General features: G+C 67.8%; 20 protein-coding genes and 1 riboswitch. Of the genes, 5 read left to right on the forward strand and 15 right to left on the reverse strand.

Going from position 1 to position 22,968, the window contains the following annotated elements:
- Window positions 1-147: 147 nt before the first annotated feature.
- The 15 genes from PHI64_RS16145 to PHI64_RS16215 form a co-directional block, all read right to left on the reverse strand.
- Window positions 148-2,220, reverse strand: coding sequence for an EAL domain-containing protein (locus PHI64_RS16145; RefSeq protein WP_299884734.1), 2,073 nt, complete (start codon window positions 2,218-2,220; stop codon window positions 148-150).
- A 147-nt stretch (window positions 2,221-2,367) separates the two neighbouring features.
- Window positions 2,368-3,207, reverse strand: coding sequence for a methylenetetrahydrofolate reductase [NAD(P)H] (gene metF / locus PHI64_RS16150; protein WP_299884737.1), 840 nt, complete (start codon window positions 3,205-3,207; stop codon window positions 2,368-2,370).
- 92 nt (window positions 3,208-3,299) lie between these two features.
- A complete protein-coding gene (gene ahcY, locus PHI64_RS16155) occupies window positions 3,300-4,712 on the reverse strand; it encodes an adenosylhomocysteinase (protein WP_299884740.1) in 1,413 nt (470 codons plus the stop codon).
- Window positions 4,713-4,815: 103 nt separating this feature from the next.
- Window positions 4,816-4,915: riboswitch (S-adenosyl-L-homocysteine riboswitch) on the reverse strand.
- Between the two features lie 86 nt (window positions 4,916-5,001).
- Window positions 5,002-6,819: a protein-disulfide reductase DsbD gene (locus PHI64_RS16160; protein WP_299884743.1), complete on the reverse strand. Its 1,818-nt coding sequence runs from the start codon at window positions 6,817-6,819 to the stop codon at window positions 5,002-5,004.
- Between the two features lie 60 nt (window positions 6,820-6,879).
- The gene (cutA, locus tag PHI64_RS16165) at window positions 6,880-7,218 is read right to left on the reverse strand and encodes a divalent-cation tolerance protein CutA (RefSeq protein ID WP_299884745.1); all 339 of its coding nucleotides are present in this window, start codon (window positions 7,216-7,218) and stop codon (window positions 6,880-6,882) included.
- Window positions 7,219-7,221: 3 nt separating this feature from the next.
- The gene (locus PHI64_RS16170) at window positions 7,222-8,013 is read right to left on the reverse strand and encodes an ABC transporter permease (protein WP_299884748.1); all 792 of its coding nucleotides are present in this window, start codon (window positions 8,011-8,013) and stop codon (window positions 7,222-7,224) included.
- 6 nt (window positions 8,014-8,019) lie between these two features.
- Window positions 8,020-9,414, reverse strand: a complete 1,395-nt coding sequence (locus tag PHI64_RS16175; protein ID WP_299884751.1) for a diguanylate cyclase — start codon at window positions 9,412-9,414, stop codon at window positions 8,020-8,022.
- Between the two features lie 17 nt (window positions 9,415-9,431).
- Entirely contained in the window at window positions 9,432-10,376 is a 945-nt protein-coding gene (locus tag PHI64_RS16180; protein WP_299884754.1) for an ATP-binding cassette domain-containing protein, read from the reverse strand.
- The gene (locus PHI64_RS16185; RefSeq protein WP_299884757.1) at window positions 10,376-10,984 is read right to left on the reverse strand and encodes a glutathione S-transferase; all 609 of its coding nucleotides are present in this window, start codon (window positions 10,982-10,984) and stop codon (window positions 10,376-10,378) included. The genes PHI64_RS16180 and PHI64_RS16185 overlap by 1 nt, the downstream gene beginning before the upstream one ends.
- A complete protein-coding gene (locus PHI64_RS16190) occupies window positions 10,981-11,619 on the reverse strand; it encodes an alpha/beta fold hydrolase (protein ID WP_299884760.1) in 639 nt (212 codons plus the stop codon). Before PHI64_RS16190 ends, PHI64_RS16185 begins: the two co-directional genes overlap by 4 nt.
- A 2-nt stretch (window positions 11,620-11,621) precedes the next feature.
- The gene (locus tag PHI64_RS16195; protein ID WP_299884763.1) at window positions 11,622-11,930 is read right to left on the reverse strand and encodes a (2Fe-2S) ferredoxin domain-containing protein; all 309 of its coding nucleotides are present in this window, start codon (window positions 11,928-11,930) and stop codon (window positions 11,622-11,624) included.
- Between the two features lie 79 nt (window positions 11,931-12,009).
- Window positions 12,010-13,092, reverse strand: coding sequence for a VanZ family protein (locus PHI64_RS16200; RefSeq protein ID WP_299884766.1), 1,083 nt, complete (start codon window positions 13,090-13,092; stop codon window positions 12,010-12,012).
- Window positions 13,093-13,190: 98 nt separating this feature from the next.
- Entirely contained in the window at window positions 13,191-13,661 is a 471-nt protein-coding gene (locus tag PHI64_RS16205; protein WP_299884768.1) for an SCP2 sterol-binding domain-containing protein, read from the reverse strand.
- Between the two features lie 22 nt (window positions 13,662-13,683).
- Window positions 13,684-14,589: a U32 family peptidase gene (locus PHI64_RS16210; RefSeq protein ID WP_299884773.1), complete on the reverse strand. Its 906-nt coding sequence runs from the start codon at window positions 14,587-14,589 to the stop codon at window positions 13,684-13,686.
- A 5-nt stretch (window positions 14,590-14,594) separates the two neighbouring features.
- The gene (locus PHI64_RS16215) at window positions 14,595-15,608 is read right to left on the reverse strand and encodes a peptidase U32 family protein (protein ID WP_299884776.1); all 1,014 of its coding nucleotides are present in this window, start codon (window positions 15,606-15,608) and stop codon (window positions 14,595-14,597) included.
- A gap of 179 nt (window positions 15,609-15,787) precedes the next feature.
- Between PHI64_RS16215 and PHI64_RS16220 the strand changes: the two genes are divergently transcribed.
- From PHI64_RS16220 to PHI64_RS16240, 5 genes are all read left to right on the forward strand, one after another.
- Window positions 15,788-16,783 (forward strand): ABC transporter substrate-binding protein, encoded by a 996-nt coding sequence (locus PHI64_RS16220; protein WP_299884779.1) that lies wholly within the window; start codon window positions 15,788-15,790, stop codon window positions 16,781-16,783.
- Window positions 16,784-16,802: 19 nt separating this feature from the next.
- A complete protein-coding gene (locus PHI64_RS16225; RefSeq protein ID WP_299884782.1) occupies window positions 16,803-20,087 on the forward strand; it encodes an EAL domain-containing protein in 3,285 nt (1,094 codons plus the stop codon).
- Window positions 20,088-20,150: 63 nt separating this feature from the next.
- Window positions 20,151-21,653: a sodium:solute symporter family protein gene (locus PHI64_RS16230; protein ID WP_299884785.1), complete on the forward strand. Its 1,503-nt coding sequence runs from the start codon at window positions 20,151-20,153 to the stop codon at window positions 21,651-21,653.
- Window positions 21,654-21,729: 76 nt separating this feature from the next.
- Window positions 21,730-22,401, forward strand: coding sequence for a flavin prenyltransferase UbiX (locus PHI64_RS16235; protein WP_299884788.1), 672 nt, complete (start codon window positions 21,730-21,732; stop codon window positions 22,399-22,401).
- 46 nt (window positions 22,402-22,447) lie between these two features.
- The coding region (locus PHI64_RS16240) for an LON peptidase substrate-binding domain-containing protein (RefSeq protein WP_299884791.1) at window positions 22,448-22,968 on the forward strand (521 nt) is incomplete at its 3' end.

Genomic DNA, 22,968 nt, shown 5'->3' on the forward strand with positions numbered 1-22,968 from the left:
CTGGAGGGCGTGGGGTCGAATTCACTCGACCTCGGACTTCCAGTGAGCGGCTTGTCTGTGGCCCGGGCTGCGGAGGTCGATTGAATTCGATCCCACTGGAAGGGCCTTGCCTGTGAGGGCGGATGATTCCAGGTGAACCCACGGGCCTCAGCGCGGTGGTGGCAGGCGTTCGATGAAGGCGTCGGCGGGCATGGGGCGGCCGAAGTAGTAGCCCTGGGCGTAGTCGCAGCCGAGCAGGCGCAGGTCGTGGGCAATGTCGGCGGTCTCGACGCCTTCGGCCAGCACGGCGATCTTGAGGCTCTTGGCCATCTGGATGACTGCGCGCACGATGGCGCCGGCGTCGGGATCGGTGGGCAGGTCGCGCACGAAGGACTGGTCGATCTTGAGCTTTTCGACGGCGAAGCGGCGCAGGTAGGCGAGGCTGGAGTAGCCGGTGCCGAAGTCGTCGATGGCCAGGCGCAGGCCCAGGGCGTGGAGCTGGCGGACGGTGGCGAGCACCTGCTCGGTGTCCTTGACCAGCACGTTCTCGGTGATTTCGAGTTCAATCAGGGCCGGGTTGGCGCCACTGTCGGCCAGGGCCTCGCGCACGGTCTCCACCAGGTTGCCGCGGGCAAACTGAAGGGGAGAAAGGTTGACGGCGAGTACCAGCTCGCGGTGCCCGGCATCCTGCCAGGCGCGGGCCTGGCGGCAGGCTTCGCGCAGCACCCATTCGCCGATCTCGACGATCAGGCCGCTGTCTTCGGCCACCGGGATGAACACACCGGGGGGCTGCATGCCCAGCTCGGGGCAATTCCAGCGGATCAGGGCTTCCGCGCCGACGATGCGGCTGTCGCCCAGGTCGATCAGGGGCTGGTAGTGGAGGACGAATTCGTTGCGCTCAAGGGCCCGGCGCAGGCGATTCTGGATGTCGAGGCGCTGTACCGCGTCCTCGTTCATCTGCTGGGAGTAGAAGCGGAAGGTGTTTCGGCCAGCTTCTTTGGCGTTGTACATGGCCGCGTCGGCGTTGCGGATCAGGGTGTCGAAGTCGGTGCCGTCTTCCGGGTGGACGGCCAGACCGACCGAGCACGAGATGCTCATCTCCTGGCCGGCGAGGAGGCAGGGTTGAGCCAGGGTGTGCATGATCTTTTCCACGATGGGGGCGATGTCGTCGCTGTCGCGGATGTCGGTGAGCAGCACCAGGAATTCGTCGCCACCCTGGCGGCTGACCGTATCGGTGTCGCGGGTGGTGCTGCTCAGGCGGTCGGCAAAGGTCTGCAGCAGGGCATCGCCCGCCGGGTGGCCGAGGCTGTCGTTGATCTGTTTGAAGTGGTCCAGGTCGAGGAGGAGCAGGGCGACCCGGGTTTCGGCCCGTACGGCATGGGCAAAGGCCTGCTCGGCCCGGTCACGGAGCAGGAAGCGGTTGGGCAGGCGGGTGAGCAGGTCGTGGCGGGCGAGAAAGTCGGCACGCTCCTCGGCAGCCTTGCGTTCGCTGAGGTCGGAGAACATCGCCACGTAGTGGAGGATCTCGGCGTTGTCATCGCGCACGGTGGAGATCGACAGCCATTGGGGGAATATGGCCCCGTTGCGGCGGCGGTTCCAGGCCTCGCCGTTCCAGTGGTCGGTACGGGCCAACTCGTCGAGGAGTACGTCCAGGAAGCCAGGCGCGTGATGGCTGGCGGCGATGAGGGGTGCTTCGGTGCCGGCGACTTCATCGGCGCTGTAGCCGGTAAGGGCTGTGAAGGCGCGATTGACCGAGATGACCCGGCGCTGGCCATCGGTGATCAGGATGGCGTCGCGGCTCTCGCTGAAGACGGTTGCAGCCAGTTGCAGCTGGCTGTAGTGGTGGCGGGCGGCCTGGGTGTCGGCGTTATCGTGGCCCGCCAGCGGGGGCTTGTCGCAGGTGTCGCGCAGGTCGGTGATGAAGCCGGCGGCGCCGCTGACCGTGCCGTCTGTGGCGTTGCGGGTGGTGATGGTGTTGATCAGGGCGGGAATGACGCTGCCGTCCCGGTGCAGCAGGTCGAGGCGGTAATTGCGTCGCTCGCTGGTGGTGATGCGCTCGATCTGGTGGCGCAGGGGGGCCTGGCTGGCAGGATGAACGAAATCGGTCGTGGGGCGCCCGATGAGCGCGTCGACGCCGTAACCCAGCAACTGCCCGAGGGTGTCGTCGACTTCGACGAAGCAGCCTTGCGCGTCCACGACAAAGAAGCCATCTGTCGGGCGAGCGAGGAGTTTGCGTAACACCGCTTCCCTGTTCCGGAGGCGGGAGCCGGGATGGGGGTGAAAAGGGGTGTGCAGTTCCATGGCCGGGAAAGGTTGATTTCCCGGGGATATCGGCATGGGATGCCGAAACTTGAAAGAAACGACCCCGGCTGGCCGGGGTCGTCACCGTCAGCGGGTGAGTCCGAGGCGATCGTATAGGGCGATGGTGGGGCCAGCCTGGTTCATGCTGTAGAAGTGCAGGCCCGGTGCGCCCGCGGCGATGAGCTTCTCGCACAGGTCACTGACCACGTCGAGGCCGAAGGCCTTGATCGAGTCGCTGTCGTCGCCGAAGGATTCGAACTTGCGCCGCATCCAGCGCGGGATCTCGGCACCGCAGGCGTCGGAGAAGCGCGCCAGCTTCGAGAAGGACACGATGGGCATGACGCCCGGCACGATGGGCACATCGATGCCCAGAGCCGTGCATTCGTCGCGGAAGTGCAGGTAGGCATCCAGGTTGTAGAAATACTGGGTGATGGCCGAGTTGGCGCCGGCGTCTACCTTGCGCTTGAAGGCCAGCAGGTCGTCTCTGGGGCTGCGCGCCTGGGGGTGATATTCCGGGTAGGCGGCCACCTCGATGTGGAAGTGACTGCCGGTCTCGGCGCGGATGAACTCCACCAGCTCGTTGGCGTAGCGCAGCTCGCCGGGGTCGCCCACGCCGGAGGGCAGGTCGCCGCGCAGGGCGACGATGCGGCGGATGCCTTCGTCCTGGTAGCGCTGCAGGATGGCGCGGATCTGGTCACGGGTGGAGCCGATGCACGACAGGTGCGGGGCGGCCTCATGGCCTTCGCGACGGATCTCGAAGACGGTCTCGAAGGTGCGCGCCTGGGTGGAGCCGCCAGCGCCGAAGGTGACGGAGAAGAACTCCGGCTTCAACTCGGCCAGCTTGGCCCGGGTGCTGCGCAGCTTGTCGGCGCCCTCGGCGGTCTGGGGCGGGAAGAACTCGATGGAAATGGGGATCTGGGTGGGCACGGTGGTTCCTCGCAGGCCCGCCGGCAGGGCATGCCGGGCGGGCGTGGGTCACGGCGGCGGAGCGGGGCTGGGCCCGCTCCGGTAGGCCGGGCTCAGTAGCGGTAATGCTCGGCCTTGTAGGGGCCTTGCTTGGCCACGCCGATGTAGGCGGCCTGCTCGTCGGTCAGCTCGGTGAGCTGGGCGTTGAGCTTCTTCAGCTGCAGCCGCGCGACCTTCTCGTCCAGGTGCTTGGGCAGCGTGTAAACGCCCACCGGGTAGTCGGCGGTGCGGGTGAAGAGCTCGATCTGGGCGATGGTCTGGTTGGCGAAGGAGCTGGACATCACGTAGCTCGGGTGACCCGTGCCGCAGCCCAGGTTAACCAGGCGGCCCTTGGCCAGCAGGATGATGCGCTTGCCGTCCGGGAAGATGACGTGGTCCACCTGGGGCTTGATCTCTTCCCACTGATACTTTTCGATGGAGGCAACGTCGATCTCGTTGTCGAAGTGACCGATGTTGCAGACGATGGCCTGGTCTTTCATGGCGGCCATGTGGTCGTGGGTGATGACGTGGAAGTTGCCGGTGGTGGTGACGAAGATGTCGGCCAGGCTGGCGGCGTATTCCATGGTGACCACGCGGTAGCCTTCCATGGCGGCCTGGAGGGCGCAGATCGGATCGATCTCGGTGACCCACACCTGGGCGGACAGGGCGCGCAGGGCCTGGGCCGAGCCCTTGCCCACGTCGCCGTAGCCGCACACCACGGCAACCTTGCCGGCGACCATCACGTCGGTGGCGCGCTTGATGCCGTCCACCAGGGATTCGCGGCAGCCGTAGAGGTTGTCGAACTTGGACTTGGTGACCGAGTCATTCACGTTGATGGCCGGGAAGCGCAGCTCGCCGCGCTGGTGCATCTGGTACAGGCGATGCACGCCGGTGGTGGTCTCTTCGGTCACGCCCTTGATGGCGGCCAGGCGTACAGAGTACCAGGTCGGGTCAACGGCGAGCTTGGCCTTGATGGCGGCGAAGAGGATGGTTTCTTCTTCGGAAGACGGCTTGGCGATGACGGACAGGTCCTGCTCGGCGCGGGCACCCAGGTGCAGCAGCAGGGTCGCGTCGCCGCCGTCGTCGAGGATCATGTTGCTGTAGCCACCGTCGGCCCACTCGAAGATGCGGTGGGTGTAGTCCCAGTAGTCGGCCAGGGACTCGCCCTTGACGGCGAACACCGGGATGGCCTGGGCGGCGATGGCGGCCGCGGCGTGGTCCTGGGTGCTGAAGATGTTGCACGAGGCCCAGCGCACTTCGGCGCCGAGGGCGGTCAGCGTCTCGATCAGCACGGCGGTCTGGATGGTCATGTGCAGGGAGCCGGTGATGCGCGCGCCCTTGAGGGGCTGGGCCGCGGCGAACTCGTCGCGGATGGCCATCAGGCCGGGCATCTCGGTTTCGGCGATCTTGATCTCCTTGCGGCCCCAGTCGGCCAGGGAGAGATCGGCAATGACAAAATCGGTGAACTTTTCAGCCACAGTGTTCATGAGGTTTCCTCGAACGTGTGGCCGGGAAGGGACTACGGGTGGCTGATCATCAAGGGCTCACCACGTCTCCCCGTGCCCGGCACGGGTTTGCAGACAAAGCATGGACGGGTGAGCGCGGTTTCTGGTGCCGCTGGTCTGGCACTGACATCGAGCCTGGGACGGCGGGCATTGCACCCGGCGGTCTTGCAGCGCTCCTCGAATCAAGGGTCGGGATTATAGCGGATCGGGGCCGGGTTTCTTGAGAATTTCCTGCCGTCTGTGGGGGCGACTTCAGTCGCCCAAGTCGTCCCTACAGGGCGGCCTCCAGCGCCCTGCCGAAGGTTTCCGCGTCCTGGAAGCCCACTACCCGCAGGTTCTTGCGTTCGGCACCGGCGGCGTCGAAGAAGATGATGCCGGGCGGGCCGAAGAGCTTGAAGCGTTTGAGCAGAGCCTTGTCGGCATCGTTGTTGGCGGTGACATCGGCCTGCAGCAGCTGGAAGCCTTCCAGCCGGCGGGCCACCGCCGGGTCGGAAAAGGTGAAGCGCTCCATCTCCTTGCAGGAGATGCACCAATCAGCATAGAAATCGAGCATCACCGGGCGGGTGGCGGTTTTGAGGATCTGGTCGAGCTCTTCCACCGAGGCGACCCGCTGGAAGGCCGGGTGGGCTGCTGCGGGGGCGCTGGCGGCCTGGGCGCGGAGGATGGCCAGGGGCTGCAGCGGGTCGCGGGAGCCGGCCAGGGCGCCGATGAAGAGGGCCGCGCCGGCGATTAGGGCGAGCACGCCGAAGCCCTTCCAGAAGCGCTGCCAGCCGCCGGCATGGGTGGGCAGGGGGTCGAGGGCGTGCAGGTAGATGGCCGAAAACACCAGCAGGCCGGCCCAGGCCAGCATGGGCACGATGCTCGGCAGCACCGGGGTGAGCAGCCAGATGGCGACGCCCAGCAACATCACGCCGAAGGCCCGTTTGACGCCTTCCATCCACGGGCCGGGTTTGGGCAGGGCGCTGCGGGCCAGCACGCCGACGAGGATCAGTGGTGCGCCCATGCCCAGAGCCATGGTGAACAGGGCAGCGCCACCCAGTACGGCGTTTCCGGTCTGGGCGATGTAGAGCAGGGCGCCGGCCAGCGGGGCGGCCACGCAGGGCCCGACGATCAGGGCCGACAGGGCGCCCATGGCGATGACGCCGCCGGGGGAGCCGCCCTTCTGGTGGTTGGCATTGTCGGACAGGCGGCTCTGCAGGGCTGTGGGCAGCTGCAGCTCGTAGAAGCCGAACATGGACAGGGCCAGTACCACGAAGACGAGGGCGAAGCCGCCCAGCACCCAGGGGTTCTGCAGGGCCGCCGACAGCAGGGTGCCGGACAGGCCGGCCGCCACGCCTGCCGCGGCGTAGGTGAGGGCCATGCCCAGCACGTAGAGGCTGGACAGGCCCAGGGCGCGGCTTTTGGAGATGGCATGGCCGTGGCCGACGATGATCCCGGACAGTATTGGGATCATCGGGAACACGCAGGGGGTGAAGGTGAGGAGCAGCCCGAAGCCGAAGAAGCTCACCAGGATCATGGCGGTGCCGCTGCCGTCGAGCAGGCGGGCGACGCGCCCCGATTCGTCGTGCTCGGCGATGGGGGGGCGGGCGGGCTCCTGCGTGCTGCTGACGGGCGCTTCGTCCCGGTCCAGGGCGCGGGCCAGGAAGCCCCCCGTGCCGCCGCCACTGGCCAGGGCGACCTTGAGGGCGGTGGTCTGCGGCGGGTAGCAGATGCCGATGTCGGCGCAGCCCTGGCTGGTGAGCTGCAGGTCGAAGGGAGGCTGGCCGACGCTCACGGGCAGGGTGAGCACCAGCTCCTTGCGGTAGATCTCCACTTCGCCAAAGGCGTCGTCTTTCTTGGGTTTGCCCGGGGGCAGGGCGGCTTCGCCAAAACTGACCCCGTCGGCTTCAAACCTGAAGCGGTGGCGGTAGAGGTAGTAACCGTCGGCGATCTGGAAGCGCACTTCCACGGTCTTGTCGTCGAGGGCGCGGGCCGAGGCGCGGAAGGCCTGCTCGACGGGCAGGGGTTCCTGGGCGTGGGCAAGCAGGCCGGTGCAGGTCAGAACAAGGGCCAGGGCGAGGCGCAGGAAGAGGGCGGGCAATCGGATCATGGACGGCAGTTTACGGGGGCCGCGGGGAGGCGGCCCCCGGATGGATCAAGAATCGATGGATCAGGGCAGGTGTTCGACGGTTTCGGCGCCGATCCAGGCCAGGTAGGCGGGCAAGCCCTTGTGGAGTGGGATCGCGATGATCTCCGGAAGTTCGTAGGGGTGGGCTTCGGTGAGGGCGGCCTGCAGGGCCGGGTAGCGCAGCAGGGTGGTCTTGATCAGCAGGGGGACCTCGGTGGCGCTCTCGATCTGCTCCTGCCAGCGGTACACCGAGGTGCAGGGGGCGAGGATGTTCACGCAGGCGGCAAGGCGCAGTTCCACCAGCTGACGAGCTACGGCCTTGGCGGTGTCGGCGTCGGGCAGGTTGGTGAGGACGAGCAGGGCTTCTTCGGGCGTGGTCATGGCTTACTTGAGCAGGCGGCGGCGGGTGAGGCCCAAGGCCAGCCAGAAGGCCAGCACGGTGATGAGGACGAGGACGCCCAGGTGCAGACCGATCTGGGCCGGCACCTGACCCAGCAGCAGGGGGCGGATCAGGCTGACGGCGTGACTCAGGGGCAGGGCCGAGGCGATGAGCTGCACACTGTCGGGGAGCTGGCCCTGGGGAAAGAATACCCCTGAGAGCAGGGTCATCGGGGTGATGAACAGGGTGAAGTAATACATGAAGAAATCGTAGCTCGGCGCGAGCGCGGTCATGATCAGGCCGAGGGCGGCAAAGCACAGGCCGGTGAGGAAGACCACGGGGATGGCGGCCAGGGCCAGCGGCGAGGCAGTGAAGCCGAAGGCCGCGATCACCGCCAGGATGGCGACCCCGGCCAGACAGGACTTGGAGGCCGCCCATACCAGTTCGGCGGCGACGATGTCGTCGAGGGCAATCGGGGCGTTCATGATGGCCTCCCAGGTCTTTTGCACGTGCATGCGCGAGAAGCCGGAGTAGAGGGCCTCGAAGGTGGCGGCGTTCATGGTGGAGTAGGCCAGGGTGCCGCCGGCCAGGAAGGCGATGTAGGACACGCCCTCGACCTCGGGCACCAGCAGGCCGAGGCCGTAGCCCAGGCCCAGCATGTAGATCACCGGGTCGGCCAGGTTGCCGACGATGGAGGGCAGGGCCAGCTTCTTCCAGACCAGGAAGTTGCGCCGCCACACGGCGAGAAAGCTCAGGGACAGGCGGGGTGGGCCGAAATGGGCAGTGACGTGGGGCATCGGGGGTCAGTCGTCGAGGGGGGCCGGGTCGCGGGGGCCGCGCCGCAGCCAGGGGATGAAGTCCCGGTCGGCACCGAGGGCGTGGTGATCCACCAGATCGTAGGCCAGGAACTCGATCAGCTTGCCGGTGGGCAGGGTGCCCATGGCGCTCTGGCCGGAGAGGGCGTCGAGCTTGGCCGACAGGACGCGGTGAGCCTTGGCGTGCTGTTCGTGGCGCGGGTAGGCGACAGTGGCAAGGATGGCCTCTTCGTCGCGGAAGTGGCGTCGCGTGGCATCGGAAAGGGCCCGGATGGTGGCGTGGATCTCGGCCGGCGGGCCCGCCTCGCGCACCAGGTTGAGCAGGCGGTTGGCGAGTTCGAAGAGGTTCTGGTGCTGGGCGTCGATGATCGGGTCGCCGACACAGTGCCCATCTTCCCAGGTCAGCCGGTCGAGGCGGTTGCGATGCTTGATGCTGCGTTCGTCGAAGGCGCTTTCGGGAGCGGCCTCGACCCGGTTGCGTCCGGCATGCTTGGCGGCGTAAAGGGCACGATCGGCGCGGGTCAGCCAGGCGTTCCAGTGTTCCTCCGAAACGCACTCCGCTACCCCGAAGCTGGCGGTGACTGTGCCGACCTGGGCAAAAGGCTGCTGGCAGACTGCGAGGCGCAGCTTCCCGGCCAGGGTGATGGCGCCGGCCAGGGGCGTGCTGGGTAGCAGGACGATGAATTCCTCGCCGCCGTAGCGTCCGAGCACGTCCAGGTCGCGGCATTCGCTGCTCAGGCGCTGGGCGAAATCGACGAGCACCTGATCGCCCACCGGGTGCCCGTGGGTATCGTTGATGTGTTTGAAGTGGTCGATGTCGGCGATGATCAGCGAGATGGGGTGGCCAAAGCGGCGGAAGCGGTGCATCTCGCTGAGGGAGGCTTCTTCGAGGCGTCGGCGGGTCAGGAGCCCGGTGAGCGGATCGGTGACCGAGCGCGCTTCCATTTCGGCCAGGGCCTGGCGCAGCAGATCCTGGCGGCTGTCGTTGTCGGTCAGGTCCACGAAACACAGTAGCAGCAGGTGGCCATGGCGCCGCGCCTGGGTGCGCAGGTGCCGTGGGCGGCCATCAATGCCCAGCATGTCGGACTCGATGTCGTCCCGCGCGCTGCCGTCGGGGGGCGGAGAGCACACGCAGGGGGTGTCCGGGGGGAGGAGCGGGGAGGCATGCACCTGCCTCCACCAGTCCGGATAAGGACGGGTAGGGAGCCCGAAGCTCTGGCGGAAGGCTGCGTTGCTGCGGATGAACTGGCCGTTGCCAGGGTCGACGAGGGCAAGGGCTAGTGGCAGCTGTTCCAGGATGGCTGCGCAGTCGAGGCTGCCCGGAAGGGGAGAGAAGCCCGGTGACATCGTTTCAGGATAGGTGTCCGGTGCCGGGCTGTCCATGGCATGCCGCCGGGGGCTCAATCCCGCAGCTCCCGGCCGGTGAGCTTGAGGAAAACGTCTTCGAGGTTGGCTGGCCGGTGCAGGGTGCGTAGCCCTGGCTGGTGGGCCAGGTGGGCGAGCAGCGGAGCGGCGTCGTCGGTGTAGCAGAAGGCGGTTTCACCGCTGATCTCGCAGCGCCGGCTCAGGGCATCCGCATGGCGTGCAGCCCAGGCCGCGGCGCCGGAGGTGGCGCCTTCTCCGGTCCAGTCGCCGAAGACTTCCACCACCTGGGGCTCGATGTGGGCGGCGATGACCTCCCGCGGGCTGCCCTGGGCGAGGAGGCGGCCGTTGTCGAGAATGGCCAGGCGGTGGGCCAGGCGCTCGGCCTCATCCATGAAGTGGGTGGTCAGAAGGATGGTCGTGCCTTCGGCGGTGAGGCGGCGCAGGCGCTCCCAGATCAGGTGGCGGGCCTGCGGGTCGAGGCCGGTGGTGGGCTCGTCGAGGATCAGCAGCTCGGGTTTGTTGACCAAGGCCCGGGCCAGGGTCAGGCGTCGCTTCATGCCCCCGGAGAGGGACTGGATACGGGCGTTGTCCTTGCCCTCCAGGCCGGCAAACGCCAGCAGCTCGGGCACCCGGGGGCGGATGTCACGCTCGGGAATGCCGAAGTATCCGGCGAAGACGACGAGATTTTCGGCGCAGGTGAAATCCGGATCGAGGCTGTCGGTCTGAGGCACCACGCCGACCCGGGCGCGGGCCTGGCGGGCCTGGGCCGGTACGGGCAGGCCGCACAGCAGGATGCTGCCGGCGCTGGCTTCAGCCAGGCCCAGGGCGCAGCGCAGGGTGGTGGTCTTGCCGGCGCCATTGGGCCCGAGGAGGGCGAAGCACTCGCCCCGTTCGAGCTTCAGATCGAGGCCGCGCACCACCTCCCGGGCGTCGGGGCCGGTGCCGAAACGTTTGACGAGGCTGCGGATCTCGAGGGGCATCAGACCGGGGGCGGGGTGGTGGCGACGAAGGACGGCCGGGCCAGTATGTCGGCGGCCCAGGCGGCGAGCTCGGGGTGGGTGCTGCGCCACACCAGGTGGCCAAAGCGGAAGTCCAGGTAGCCCAGGGCACAGGCGGCGGCGATGTCGCCCAGGCTGAGGCTGGCGCCGGCCATGCCCTTGCGTGCCACCAGGTGCCGGTCGAGGGCGGCCAGGCCACGGTGGATCTTGGTGATCTGGCGTTCGATGCTGGCGTTGTCCTGCTGTTCGGCGGGCCGGCGGCTTTCGAGGAAGGCGGCCACTGCGGCGTCGGTGATGCCGTCGGCGAGGGCCTCGGTCTGGCGTACCGGCAGGGCGGCCAGCCGGTCTGCGGGGAGTAGCGTGGCGCCGCCCAGGGTTTCGAGGTATTCGGCGATCACCGGGGAGTCGTACCAGACCTCGCCGTCATCGGCCACCAGGGCGGGCACCTTGCCCAGGGGGTTGTAGTCGGGCACCGAGGTTTCGGCCAGCCAGGGGATGTCCACCTCCAGGCTGAAGGACAGGCCTTTTTCGGCCAGGGCCACGCGAATCTTGCGGGCGTAGGGGCTGGTGAGGGATGCGACGAGTTTCATGACAGGGGTTCCCAGGCGCGGTCGATGAGCTTGCGGATGATGTGTAACTTGCCGTGGAAGAAGTGGTCGGCTCCGGGCACCACCATGACGGGCAGCTCCTGGGGTTCGGCCCACTCCAGCACGTTGGCGAGGGCGACGGTCTCGTCCTTCTCGCCGTGGATGACCAGGGTGTCGTCGGGCACGGGCAGGGTGGTGTAGCTGCGGGCTCCGGTGACCTGGCCGGCGGCAGTACCCACCAGCACGATGCGGCTGGCCGGGGTGACGCCCTCGGCCAGGCGGGCGGCGACCCGGGTCTGCACGTAGGCGCCGAAGGAGAAGCCCCCCAGGGCCAGGGGCAGGCTGCCCCAGCGGCTCTGGGCCCAGGCGATCACGGCCAGCATGTCCTCGGTTTCGGCGATGCCGTTGTCGTGGACGCCCTCGCTCTTGCCGACGCCACGGAAGTTGGGGCGCAGGGCGGCGTAGCCCAGGTCACGGAAAACCCGGGCCAGGGTATGGGCCACCTTGTTGGTGTTGGCGCCGTGAAACAGAGGGTGGGGGTGACACACCAGGGCGATGCCGCGCACGTGGTCGGGGGTGTCGATGATCAGCTCGATCTGCCCGGCGGGGCCATGGATGAGGGCGTTCTCGGTGGCCATGTTCAGATCTTCAGGCGCTCGACGATGCGGCCGTTCTGCAGGTGCTCGGAGATGATCTCATCCACGTCGGACTTGTCCACCAGGGTGTACCAGACGTTGTCGGGGTACACCACCAGCACCGGGCCTTCGTCGCAGCGGTCGAGACAGCCGGCCTTGTTGATGCGGATCTTGCCCTTGCCTTTGAGGCCGAGGGCGGCGATCCGGTCCTTGGCGTAGGTCTGCAATTCAACCGCGCCCTGGGCGGCGCAGCAGCTCTCACCCTCGGGGCGCTGGTTGCAGCAGAAGAATACGTGGTGCTTGAAGTAGCTCATGGGGTCTCCGGTGGGGGCGTCAAATCTGGCCCTGAATGTGTCCGCGATTATCAATCAATCGCCTGCCCGGTGGCGTCTTTCAGTGGTTGCGAAAGCCGTCCCGCGGGGTGCTGGCGCCGAGCAGGCCCAGGTAGGCGAAGGTGATGAAGGGCCACAGGCTGGCGGTGAGCTGGGTCAGACCGTGGAAATTGAGGAAATTGCCCTGAGGGACCAGGGCGATGTCGCTGGGCAGGAAGGGGTTCTCGGGGGCCAGGTTGACCAGGGCAGTGCCCAGCAGCAGGGCCAGCCCGGCCAGCATGGTGTGGCTGCGGGCGGGTAGCAGCAGGCTGACGCCGAGCAGGGCGGCGCCGGCAGCCAGCCCAAGCTGCCCGCCGGGGGTGGCCCAGTGGAAGGGGTCACCCGGGGAGAAGAAGGCCGCCGCCGCCAGGGTCTTGGCGCCAAGACCAAGAAGAACGAGCAGCACCAGGGGCCACGGGCTGAACTGACGCATCATGCAGCGTGCAGTCAGCCCTACGGCCACCAGTTGGCAGGCGGCGATGGCGGCTTCCACCTTGACGAAGCGCATCGGGTTGAACTGCAGCGGCGTGGGCAGATCCAGCAGCGGGCGCAGGTCACCGCTGGCAAAAAGCAGGTTCCCCGGGGTGAGCAGGGTGAGCAGCCACAGGCCCATCAGCACCAGGCCGAGCTCCCCGGGGTGGCCGGCAACGATACGCTTGCGCCGCCAGCGGGTCAGGCCGCTGCGTGGGTGGAACAGGCTGCCGCCCCAGCGCCCGCCGGCCAGGGCGCCGAGCAGCCCGCCCAGGGTGTTGCAGCCCACGTCCACGTTGGAGGGCACCCGGCTGGGCAGGAAGTTCTGCAGCGTCTCCACCGACAGGCTGAGCAGGAAGGTCAGGAGCACGGCCAGGGCCACTGCCCCGGCGCGGGGCAGGCGCCCGAGCAGTGCCGAGACCAGCGCGAAGCTGAAGGGCACGATGCCAATCACGTTTACGGTCAGGTCCACCCAGGTGTAGTAGCGCGGCCAGGGGGCACTGAGGAACTCGAAGGCCGGCAGCCCCGGATCACGCCAGCCAGAAAAGGGATGCAGGCAGGCGTAGACGATCAGCACTCCGATGGCAGCGGCGAAATAGGCGGCAAGGGGGGAGCTGCGGCGTTGAAGGGGCATGGGCTGGGAGAATGGCGCGTCGGGGCCATTCTAGCCCGAGGATGAGGCCGAGTAAGGATCTGGCCAGGAAGGCCATGGTCTGCGGCAGGGGCTGCGGGTCAGTGCGCCCTGGCAAACAGCTGCCTGGCAAAGGGCAGCTTGAGGGCCGCCAGCCGGGTGCTCACGCTGTCCCAGTCCACGGCGTCCAGGGTGTTCTTGACCAGCAGGCCCAGGTCGGTTTCGCCTTCCATCAGCAGGCGCCGGCTGAAGAACAGGGTGTCCGGGTCTTCCTCGCGCAGGGCCAGGGCCAGGTAGTCGCGGGTCGTGGCAGAAATGGTGAGGTCGGGCCTGCCGCTGTCGAGGAGGGGCCTGAAGCCCCGCGGTGTCAGGGTGAAGCGCAGGGCCATGCCCGCATCGGTGACCTTGAGCAGCAGGCGCTTGCCAGCGAGGGGCTCCAGGGTGTCCCGGGGCAGAACCCGGTCGAGGGCCAGGTTGAGGCCCGCCACCAGGGCCAGGGTTGGCGGCAGCTGGGGCAGGCGGGCGCCCACGCGGGCCAGGGGGGCAGGCAGGGTGAAGGCGGGGATCTTCATGGTGTGGAGTTCCGCAGGAGGTTCAGGCGGGGATGTGCTGGTCGACACCCGGCCGGCCGTGCCAGAAGCCGTTGCAGGGCTCGGCGGGCAATAGGGGGAGGGCCTCGTGGAGGGCGTCGGCAGGCGGGATGAGGCCGTCGAGAGCCTGGCGGAAGATCTGCAGAATCTCGAGTGTGTGCTGGCCCTGGGGGCTGACGCGCAGCAGGTCGACACCTTCGGCGCACACCGCGGGCAGGTCGCCGAGCAGGGTGTGCACCTGGGCGGACTGGGTCTGGATGCCGTTCAGGGTCAGGAAGGGAGCACCTTCGCGGGTCTTCAGGGGAATGCCGTCGGCGAACTGGAGGCAGCGGAACTCGCAGGTGTCTTTCTGCAGGTTGTAGTGGCGGGCGGTGAAACAGCGGGCCGAATAGGCCAGGGGCAGACGGCCGTGGGCAAAGATCTCCACCTCCATGTTGTGGCCCAGCCCGTCGCGCAGGGCGCGGATCTGATCCCGGGACATCTCCGGCGGGGCGACCCAGCGGGTGGCGCCGAGGTCGGCAAAGAGGCTGAGGGTGGTCGGGTTGAAAATGTTGAGGGTAGGGCCGGCGATCCAGTTGCGCGCCGGGGCGTCACCGCTGGAGAGCAGGCGCACGGCCCCCATGTCGTTGGCCTCGACCCGGAAGCTGCCGTTGGCAACGATGCGACGCAGGGTCTTCAGGTCGGACTCGGACTCCACCAGCACCTGGCTGGAGAGCACCACCTCCTTGCCGGCCGCGGTGAGGATCTCGGCCACTTCCAGCCAGTCGGGCAGGCGCAGTTCATGACGGCGGGAGCACACGGTCTCGCCCAGGTAAACAACATCCACCGGGGCGTCGGCCATGTCGGCGTAGAAGGCCAGGGTGGATTGGCGGGGCCAGTAGTAGAGCAGGGGGCCGAGGGCGATCTTCATCGTGCTTATTTCCAGGGGCGGTAGTAGGCGCCAAGGGTGTGGCTCTGGCCTTCGGAGACCTTGTTGAGCTCGGCCATCCAGGCCTGCTCGATGCGGAAGGGCTGGCCGCCGGCCAATACCCGGTCGATGGCGGCGCGCCATACCTGGGTGACCTGGGCCACGTAGGCCGGGCTGCGCTGGCGGCCTTCGATCTTGATGGCGCGCACGCCGATACGGGCCAGCTCGGGCAGCAGCTCCAGGGTGTTGAGGCTGGTGGGTTCCTCGATGGCGTAGTAGGTCTCGTCGCCTACCTCGAAGCGGCCCTTGCACAGGGTCGGGTAGCCGGCCCGTTCGCCGTCGGCGAAGCGGTCGATGAGGATGCCGTTGAGGCGCGTCTCCATGCCCTTGGGGGTCTGCTCCCAGCGCACATGCTTGCCGGGCGAGCAGGCTCCGTCACAGTTGGGGGATTCTCCGGTGGCGTAGGCCGACAGGGCGCAGCGCCCCTCCACCATCACGCACAGGCCGCCAAAGCCGAAGACTTCGATCTCCACCGGGGTGTTGGCGATGACTTGCTCCACCTGGGCCAGGGACAGCACCCGGGGCAGCACCGCGCGGGAGATGCCGAAGTGCTCGTAATAGAAGTTGATGGCGTCGTAGCTGGTGGCCGAGCCTTGCACCGACAGGTGCAGACGCAGGTCCGGGTGGGTCTTGCGGGCGTAGGCCATGAGGCCCGGGTCGGCCAGGATCACCGCGTCGATGCCGAAGGTGGCGGCCCGGTCCACGGCGCCGGTCCAGCGCTGCCAGTTGTCGGTCTGCGGATAGGTGTTGAGGGCCAGCAGCACCTTGCGGCCCCGATCGTGGGCGTAGCGGATGCCCTCGGCCATGGCCTTGTCGTCAAAGTTGAGGCCGCTGAAGTTGCGGGCGTTGGTGGCGTCCTTGAAACCGAGATAGACGCAGTCGGCGCCGTGGTCGATGGCGGTCTTGAGGGCGGGCAGGCTGCCGGCAGGGCACACCAGCTCGATGGGGCGGGGAGAAGTCATGGGCGGCGGGCAGCGGAAATGACGCGGGCGGACTATAGGCGGGGCGGCACCCCCCGGCCTTGACCGGGGTCAACGGGGTGGTTCGGATGTGCTGGGGTGATGTGAAGTCCCTCCTCGTAGAATGGGATTTCGGTTTCGGCTCGGGCATACTTTGGGTATTCACACGACTTGCCCGGGCCATGCCTTCCTCCTTGCCTCGCCGTCGATTTCTGAGTGCCGGACTTGGTTCGGCTTGCCTCCTGCTCGGCAGCGGCTGCAGTGCCAGTTACCAGGAGCCGATCAAGTTCGCCACCAACCCATGGCCCGGCTACGACCCCCTCTACGTGGCCCGGGACAAGGGCTACTTCCGCGATGCGGGTATCGAGGTGGTGCTGGTGGATCTGACCTCCATCGGTGCCTCGCGGCGTGCCTTCGAGCGGGGGCAGGTGGATGGCTGCGGGGCCACTCTGGTGGAGATCCTGCTGGCGGCCGATCAGTCCGGGTTGCGGCCGCAGATCGCCTCCGTGGTGGATTACTCGGACGGTGCCGACGTTCTGGTGGCAGCCGCTTCGGTGAAGAGCCTGGCCGATTTGCGCGGGCGCCGGGTGGCCATCGAACCTGGCACCCTGCACATCCAGCTGCTGGCCCTGGCCTTGGCCAGCGTGCAGCTTACCGTCCGTGACGTGGCCCTGGTGCCCATGCCGCAGAACGCCATGCCGGCCGCCTTTGCCGACGGGCTGGTGGCGGCGGCGGTGTGCTTTCCGCCGGAATCGAATCGCTTGCTCGAAAAGGGCGGCAAGGTGGTCTTCCACAGCGGCCAGGTGCCGGGCCAGGTCGTGGATACACTGGTCTTCGACGGGGGCTTCGTGGCCCGCCGGGGTAATGAGGTGCAGGCCTTCGTTGGCGCCTACTACCGGGCCATGGCCTTCATGGAGGCCAATCCGGATGAGGCCCACGCCATCATGGCTCACCGCGAGAACATGAGTATCAAAGAGCTGCGCGAGACCCTCGCCGGCCTGCACTACGTGAGTCGCAAGGAGCAGCCACAGCTGCTCGCTCCCGGTGGCCCGGTGGAGCGTTCCCTTGATCAGCTCCAGGGCGCCATGATGGCGCTGGCCCAGTTGCGCCAGAGCCGGACCCTCAAGGATTTTCTGATCGCCCGCGAGCTGATTGCCACCACCGGCATCCGCGCATGAGGCCGGGCGGCGCTGGAGCATGAGTGTGAGGACACCACGTTTCCTGTCCCTGCGCTGGCGCCTGATGGGCCCGCTGCTGGGGGTGTGGGCGATGGGCCTGGTGCTGCTGGTCGGCATTCTCTATGCCAACATCCTGGAGCGTTTCCGCACCCTCGTGGATCAGCGCGCCGACGTAATGGCGGCGGCAGTGTATTCGGCGGCCGAGACGGCCCGCGAGCCCGCCGACTTGCGCCGTTTCATCTCCACCCTTGGGGCCTCTCGGGACGTGCGCCGGGTGACCCTGCTGGCCGGCTCGCCCCTGCGTGTCGTGGCAGCCAGCGATCACGGCCTCCATGGCAAGCCGGCCGATGCCCTGGAGCCGGCCATCGTTGCCCGCCTCGGTGAGGTTCTGCAGTCCCGCCAGGGCTGGCGTCGGCTGGACATGACCGAGCGCCGCCTGGACGTGCTTGAGCCCTTGCTGCTGGTTGGTTCCGACGGGGAAAGCGGGCGTCTCGAAGACGGCGTGCTGCAGTTGCAGCTCGACGCCGGCAGCCTGTGGCAGGCCACCCGGGATACGGTGATCCAGCTGTCCGTGTGGCTGGGGGCCGTGCTCAGCGCGGTGGCCGGGCTGTTCTACCTGATGGTGGCGCGCTATGTGTTGCGCCCGGCGGGGGCGATTCGCGGCGTCCTTGCCCATCGTCGGGAGACAGGTGGCGATCTGCCCGTGCCGGTGATGCGCCGGGATGAGATTGGCGAGCTGGCCGAGGCCCTCAACGAGTTGCTGCTCACCCTGCGGACCCGTAACCGGCAGCTGGCCCGGGCCAGTGACCAGCACCTGGCCATGCTGGAATCCTTCCCCCATCTGGCCTGGCGAGCGAAGATCAACGGCGACTGCGACTGGTTCAACCGGGCCTGGTATGACTTCACCGGGCGCTGCCAGGCCGAGGAGCAGGGCTGGGGCTGGCTCGACGGGGTGCACCCGGATGACCAGGAGGCCTGTCTCAAGGCCTGGAAGGCTGCCCTCCTCACCCGCCGCAAACTGACCAGCGAATACCGCCTGCGCACTGCTGATGGGAGCTACCACTGGATCGCCGACCACGGCGCCCCCTTCTTCGATGGTGATGGCGTGTTTGCCGGCTTTGTCGGGTCCTGCTACGACCTGCAGCCGGCACGCGACAACGCCCGCGATATCCGCCGCATGAAGCACCTCTACCAGGCCCTGTCGGCCACCAACAAGGCCATCGTGCATACCCGCGACGCGGCCACCCTGCTGGCTCAGGCGGCGCGCATCGCCGTCGAGTTCGGTGACCTGGACCTGGCCTGGATCGGCCTGCGTGAGGACGGCGAGCTCAAGGCGGTGGCCGCGTCGGGCGAGGGCGCCGGGGCCGTGCTCGGTGGTGCCTGGGGGCTGCCGGGTGGGGTGCCGACCGAAGCCCGGGTCTTCAATGACGGCGCGGCCATGGCCGGCGCCGGCATCTGCGTTGCAGGCGCGCCGTCGGCGCACGGCTCCTGTGCGGTCTTCCCGATCCGCGCCGAGGAGGGCGGCGAGGGGGTGCTGGTGCTGCGCAGTGCGGCGGACGGGTTCTTCGATGCTCCCGCGGTCAGTCTGTTCGACGAGATGAGCACCGACATCGGCTTCGCCCTGCGCAACTACCGTCGCGATGAGAGCCTGAACCTGGCCGCGCGGGTTTTCGAGAACAACTCCGAGGGCTTCGTGGTGGTGGCGCCGGACCGGCAGGTGGTGATGATCAACCGGGCCTTCACCACCCTCACCGGGCTGTCCGAGGAGGCCGTGCGGGGCAAACCCCTGGTGCTCCTCGATCCGGAACACCACCCCCGTGGTTTTGCCACTGCCATCCGTGATGTGGCGGCGGAGGGCGGGCTGTGGCAGGGCGAGGTGTGGATTCGTCGCAGCGCCGGGGATACCTTCCCGGCGGACATGTCGGTGAGCGCGGTGCGCGCGCCGGATGGTGAAGTGACCCACTACGTCGGCGTCTTCTCCGACATCAGCCAACGCAAGGCTGACGAAGCACGCATCCGCTTCCTGGCCAGCCATGACTTTCTCACCGGTCTGCCGTCCCGGGCCGCCCTTGAGGACACGGTCAGCGGGGCCATCGCCGCTGCGCGAAGTGAGGCCTGTGGGGTCGCCTTGTGCTTTCTGGATCTGGACCGTTTCAAGAACGTCAATGACACCCTGGGCCATCACATCGGCGACCAGCTGCTGGTGGAGGTGGCCCAGCGCCTGCAGTCGGTGATGGCCGAGGGCGAGTGCGCGCTGCGCCACGGCGGGGACGAGTTCGTGGTGGTGATGCCGGTGAAGGGCGGGCGCGAGGTGCAGGCCCGGGCGGCCGGGCGGCTGCTGGGGGTGCTGGAAGCGCCCTTTCATCTCGCCGGCTGCGAGTTCACCCTCTCCGGCAGCATCGGCGTGGCGGTCTGGCCCGAGGACGGCGAGGACGCCGACCTTCTCCTCGACCGGGCCGACATGGCCATGTACCGCGCCAAGGAGGAGGGGCGCAATGCCATCGAGTTCTTTGCCGATGGGGTGACCACCCCGACCAGCGAGCGCCTGTCCCTGGAGCACGCCCTGCGCCGTGCCCTCGAACGCAACGAGCTCCACCTGCACTACCAGCCGGTGGTGGCCGCCGAAGACGGCCGCCTGGTCGGCGCCGAGGCGCTGCTGCGGTGGACCCACCCGGAGCTGGGCGAAGTGTCGCCGGGGCGCTTCATCCCCCTGGCCGAGGAGAGCGGCCTGATCCTGCCCATCGGCAACCGGGTGCTCGACATGCTGTGTGCCCAGCTGGCTGCTTGGCGGGCTGAAGGGCGGAGCCTGGTGCCGGTGGCCGCCAACATCTCGGCCCTGCAGTTCCGGCGGGCGGATTTTGTCGAGACGGTGGCGGCGGTGCTGCGTCGCCATGATGTGCCGGCCGGCTGGCTGACCCTGGAAGTGACCGAGAGCATGGTGATGCGCGATGTGGAGCGGGCCGCCCGCCAGCTCGCCGAATTGAAGGCCCTCGGCCTCTCCATCGCCGTCGACGATTTCGGCACCGGCTACTCCAGCCTCGCCTATCTCAAGCGCTTCCCCCTCGACAAGCTGAAGGTGGATCAATCCTTCGTACGCGAGATCAACGAGGGGCCGGAGGACAAAGCCATCGTCGCCGCCATCGTCGGCCTAGGCCACAACCTCGGACTGGAGCTGGTGGCCGAAGGGGTTGAAACTCCGGCCATGGCGGCCACCCTGCGGGAGCTGGGTTGTGACGAGTTCCAGGGGTGGCACTATGGCCGGGCCGAACCAGCAGATGTTTTTGCCGCAAGACTGGTGCGCTGAGGACGCCCCCGCCGGGCCCGGCGCCCCTATAATCGGTCCGTCCCCCACGCTTTTCCTTGCCCCATGCTGTTCTGGTTCGTCATCGTCTACTGGCTGATCTCGGTGGCTATCGGCCTCATTGCCGCCACCCGGGTCCGCAACACGCGGGATTTCGCCGTCGCCGGCCGGCATCTGCCCTTCTACATGGTCACCGCCACGGTGTTCGCTACCTGGTTCGGGGCCGAGGCGGTGCTCGGGGTGCCGGCCACCTTCCTGAACGAGGGCCTGCGCGGCGTGGTGGCCGACCCCTTCGGTTCGTCCATGTGCCTGATTCTGGTAGGCCTGTTCTTTGCTGCGCCCCTCTACCGCATGAACCTGCTGACCATTGGCGACTTCTACAAGAAACGCTACGGTCGGGGGGTCGAGGTGCTCACCACCATCGCCATCGTGATCTCCTACCTGGGTTGGGTCGCGGCGCAGATCACTGCCCTGGGGCTGGTCTTCAACGTGGTGTCGGGGGGCGAGATCAGCAAGGTGGCGGGCATGTGGATCGGCTCCATCACCATTCTCGTCTACACCCTGTTCGGTGGCATGTGGGCGGTGGCGGTCACCGACTTTCTGCAGATGATCATCATCGTCATCGGCATGTTGTGGATCGGCGGTGAGGTGAGCAGCCTGGCCGGCGGTGTCGGCGTAGTGGTGAATCACGCCATGAACGAAGGCAAGTTCGCCTTCTTCCCGGCGGCCGATCCGAAAGAGGTGATCGCCTTCATTGCCGCCGCGGTAACCATGATGCTCGGGTCCATCCCCCAGCAGGACGTCTTCCAGCGGGTCCAGTCGGCCAGATCCGAGAAGATTGCGGTGTGGGGTTCGGTGCTCGGTGGCACCCTGTATTTCGCCTTTGCCTTCGTGCCCATGTTCCTGGCCTATTCGGCCACCCTCATCGACCCAGCCATGGTGTCGCGCCTGATCAACACCGACTCCCAGATGATCCTGCCCGAGCTGGTCCTGTCCAAGGCCCCGCTGGTGGCCCAGATCCTGTTTTTCGGAGCCCTGCTGTCGGCCATCAAGAGCTGCGCCTCGGCCACCCTGCTGGCTCCCTCGGTGACCTTCACCGAGAATATCCTCAGGCCAGCGCTGCCCAATCTCACCGACAAGAAGCTGCTGCTGTGGATGCGTGTGGTGACCTTCAGTTTCACGGTGCTGGTCACCCTCTACGCCATGGTTTCCGACGCCAGTATCTTCAAGATGGTGGAGAACGCCTACCAAGTGACCCTGGTGGCGGCTTTCATCCCTTTGCTGTGCGGGCTTTACTGGCGCCGTGCCACCAATCAGGGCGCGCTGACCTCGATCTGCTGCGGCGTGGGCGTGTGGTTGACGGTGCACATCGCCGGCGGTGACGACCCCTTCATCCCGGCCCAGCTGGCCGGGCTGCTGGCCAGTGTCATTGGCATGATCGCCGGTTCGCTGGTGAAGCAATGGTTGCCCCATGACCATGAGGTGCACGACAGCCTGCGCCGTGGCCACCATGTCGCGGCCGCCCATGGTGTCGCCCACGAAGGCATCGGCGCCATCCACCGCCATTGAGCGCAGCGCGGGGAACCCCGGGCGCCCCGGCGCGTCTGTTCTCCGGATGCCCGCCGATAACCAGGACTCTTCAGCCTTGACCCCAAGCGCCTTGCCGTCTGCCCACAAGACCGTCGCCGTCGCCCTCACCGGGGCCTCGGGCATGCCCTATGGCCTGCGCCTGGTGGAGTGCCTGCTGGCCGCCGGTTGCCGGGTGTGGCTGCTGTATTCCCAGGTGGCCCAGATCGTTGCCCGGCAGGAGATGGACCTGGCCCTGCCGGCCCGCCCCGATGAGGTGGAGGCCCAGCTCGGCGCCCGCTTCAACGCGGCGCCGGGGCAGCTGCGGGTGTTTGGCCGCGAGGAGTGGTTTGCGCCGCCGGCTTCCGGTTCCAACCCGCCGGATGCCATGGTGGTGTGCCCATGCACCATGGGCACCCTGGCCTCCATCGCCGCCGGCCTGGCCGGCAACCTCATCGAACGGGCCGCCGACGTGGCCATCAAGGAAGGCCGCAAGCTCATCCTGGTGCCCCGGGAGACACCTTTCTCGGCCCTGCACCTGGAGAACATGCTGCGCCTGGCGCGCATGGGCGTGGTCATCCTGCCCCCCAATCCGGGCTTCTACCACCACCCGAAAACCGTCGAAGACCTGGTGGACTTCGTCATTGCCCGCATCCTTGATCAACTCGCCGTGCCCCACGCCCTGATGGCGCGCTGGGGGGAGGTGCCGGCCGTGGCCGAGCTCATGCCCGCGCCCCCGTCGCAGCAGTGACACATTCCCCGGTACCCCCGGGAGCAGGCCGTCAGGAGCGCGAAGCATGAGCACCACCGTCGACACCGTCGAGATCCCCCTCTTTCCCCTGGGCACAGTCCTGTTTCCGGACGGGGTGCTGCCTCTCAAGCTGTTCGAGGCGCGTTACCTGGACATGGCGGCCCGCTGCATGCGGGCCAATGCGCCCTTCGGCGTGTGCCTGATCCGTGAGGGCGGCGAGGTGGGTGCGCCTGCGGTCCCCCACGGGGTAGGGACGATAGCCCGCATCACCGGCTGGGACATGGACAAGCCCGGCCTGCTCTTCATCACCGCCCAAGGTGGTGAGCGCTTCCGCATCGTGGAGCAGACGACCCGCCCCGACCGCCTGCTCACCGCGCACATCACCCTGCTGCCCGAACCGCCGGTGCAGCCCGTGCCGCAAGCCCTTGAGGATGTGCTGCCCCTGCTCCGGGCCATTGTGGCCGACGCGGGCGAGGAGGCCTTTCAGCTGCCCCATCGTTTTGACGACGCCACCTGGGTGGGCTACCGCCTGGCCGAGATCCTGCCCATCCCGGTGCAGGCCCGCCC

The sequence above is a fragment of the Zoogloea sp. genome (assembly GCF_028689785.1).
In the GTDB taxonomy this organism is placed as follows: domain Bacteria; phylum Pseudomonadota; class Gammaproteobacteria; order Burkholderiales; family Rhodocyclaceae; genus Zoogloea.

Coding starts and splice junctions, on each gene's coding strand:
- ahcY (WP_299884740.1), bottom strand. CDS start 4,712: ATGAACACTGTGGCTGAAAAGTTCACCGATTTTGTCATTGCCGATCTC.
- PHI64_RS16160 (WP_299884743.1), bottom strand. CDS start 6,819: ATGATCCGATTGCCCGCCCTCTTCCTGCGCCTCGCCCTGGCCCTTGTT.
- cutA (WP_299884745.1), bottom strand. CDS start 7,218: ATGACCACGCCCGAAGAAGCCCTGCTCGTCCTCACCAACCTGCCCGAC.
- PHI64_RS16170 (WP_299884748.1), bottom strand. CDS start 8,013: ATGCCCCACGTCACTGCCCATTTCGGCCCACCCCGCCTGTCCCTGAGC.
- PHI64_RS16175 (WP_299884751.1), bottom strand. CDS start 9,414: ATGGACAGCCCGGCACCGGACACCTATCCTGAAACGATGTCACCGGGC.
- PHI64_RS16180 (WP_299884754.1), bottom strand. CDS start 10,376: ATGCCCCTCGAGATCCGCAGCCTCGTCAAACGTTTCGGCACCGGCCCC.
- PHI64_RS16185 (WP_299884757.1), bottom strand. CDS start 10,984: ATGAAACTCGTCGCATCCCTCACCAGCCCCTACGCCCGCAAGATTCGC.
- PHI64_RS16190 (WP_299884760.1), bottom strand. CDS start 11,619: ATGGCCACCGAGAACGCCCTCATCCATGGCCCCGCCGGGCAGATCGAG.
- PHI64_RS16195 (WP_299884763.1), bottom strand. CDS start 11,930: ATGAGCTACTTCAAGCACCACGTATTCTTCTGCTGCAACCAGCGCCCC.
- PHI64_RS16200 (WP_299884766.1), bottom strand. CDS start 13,092: ATGCCCCTTCAACGCCGCAGCTCCCCCCTTGCCGCCTATTTCGCCGCT.
- PHI64_RS16205 (WP_299884768.1), bottom strand. CDS start 13,661: ATGAAGATCCCCGCCTTCACCCTGCCTGCCCCCCTGGCCCGCGTGGGC.
- PHI64_RS16210 (WP_299884773.1), bottom strand. CDS start 14,589: ATGAAGATCGCCCTCGGCCCCCTGCTCTACTACTGGCCCCGCCAATCC.
- PHI64_RS16215 (WP_299884776.1), bottom strand. CDS start 15,608: ATGACTTCTCCCCGCCCCATCGAGCTGGTGTGCCCTGCCGGCAGCCTG.
- PHI64_RS16220 (WP_299884779.1), top strand. CDS start 15,788: ATGCCTTCCTCCTTGCCTCGCCGTCGATTTCTGAGTGCCGGACTTGGT.
- PHI64_RS16225 (WP_299884782.1), top strand. CDS start 16,803: ATGAGTGTGAGGACACCACGTTTCCTGTCCCTGCGCTGGCGCCTGATG.
- PHI64_RS16230 (WP_299884785.1), top strand. CDS start 20,151: ATGCTGTTCTGGTTCGTCATCGTCTACTGGCTGATCTCGGTGGCTATC.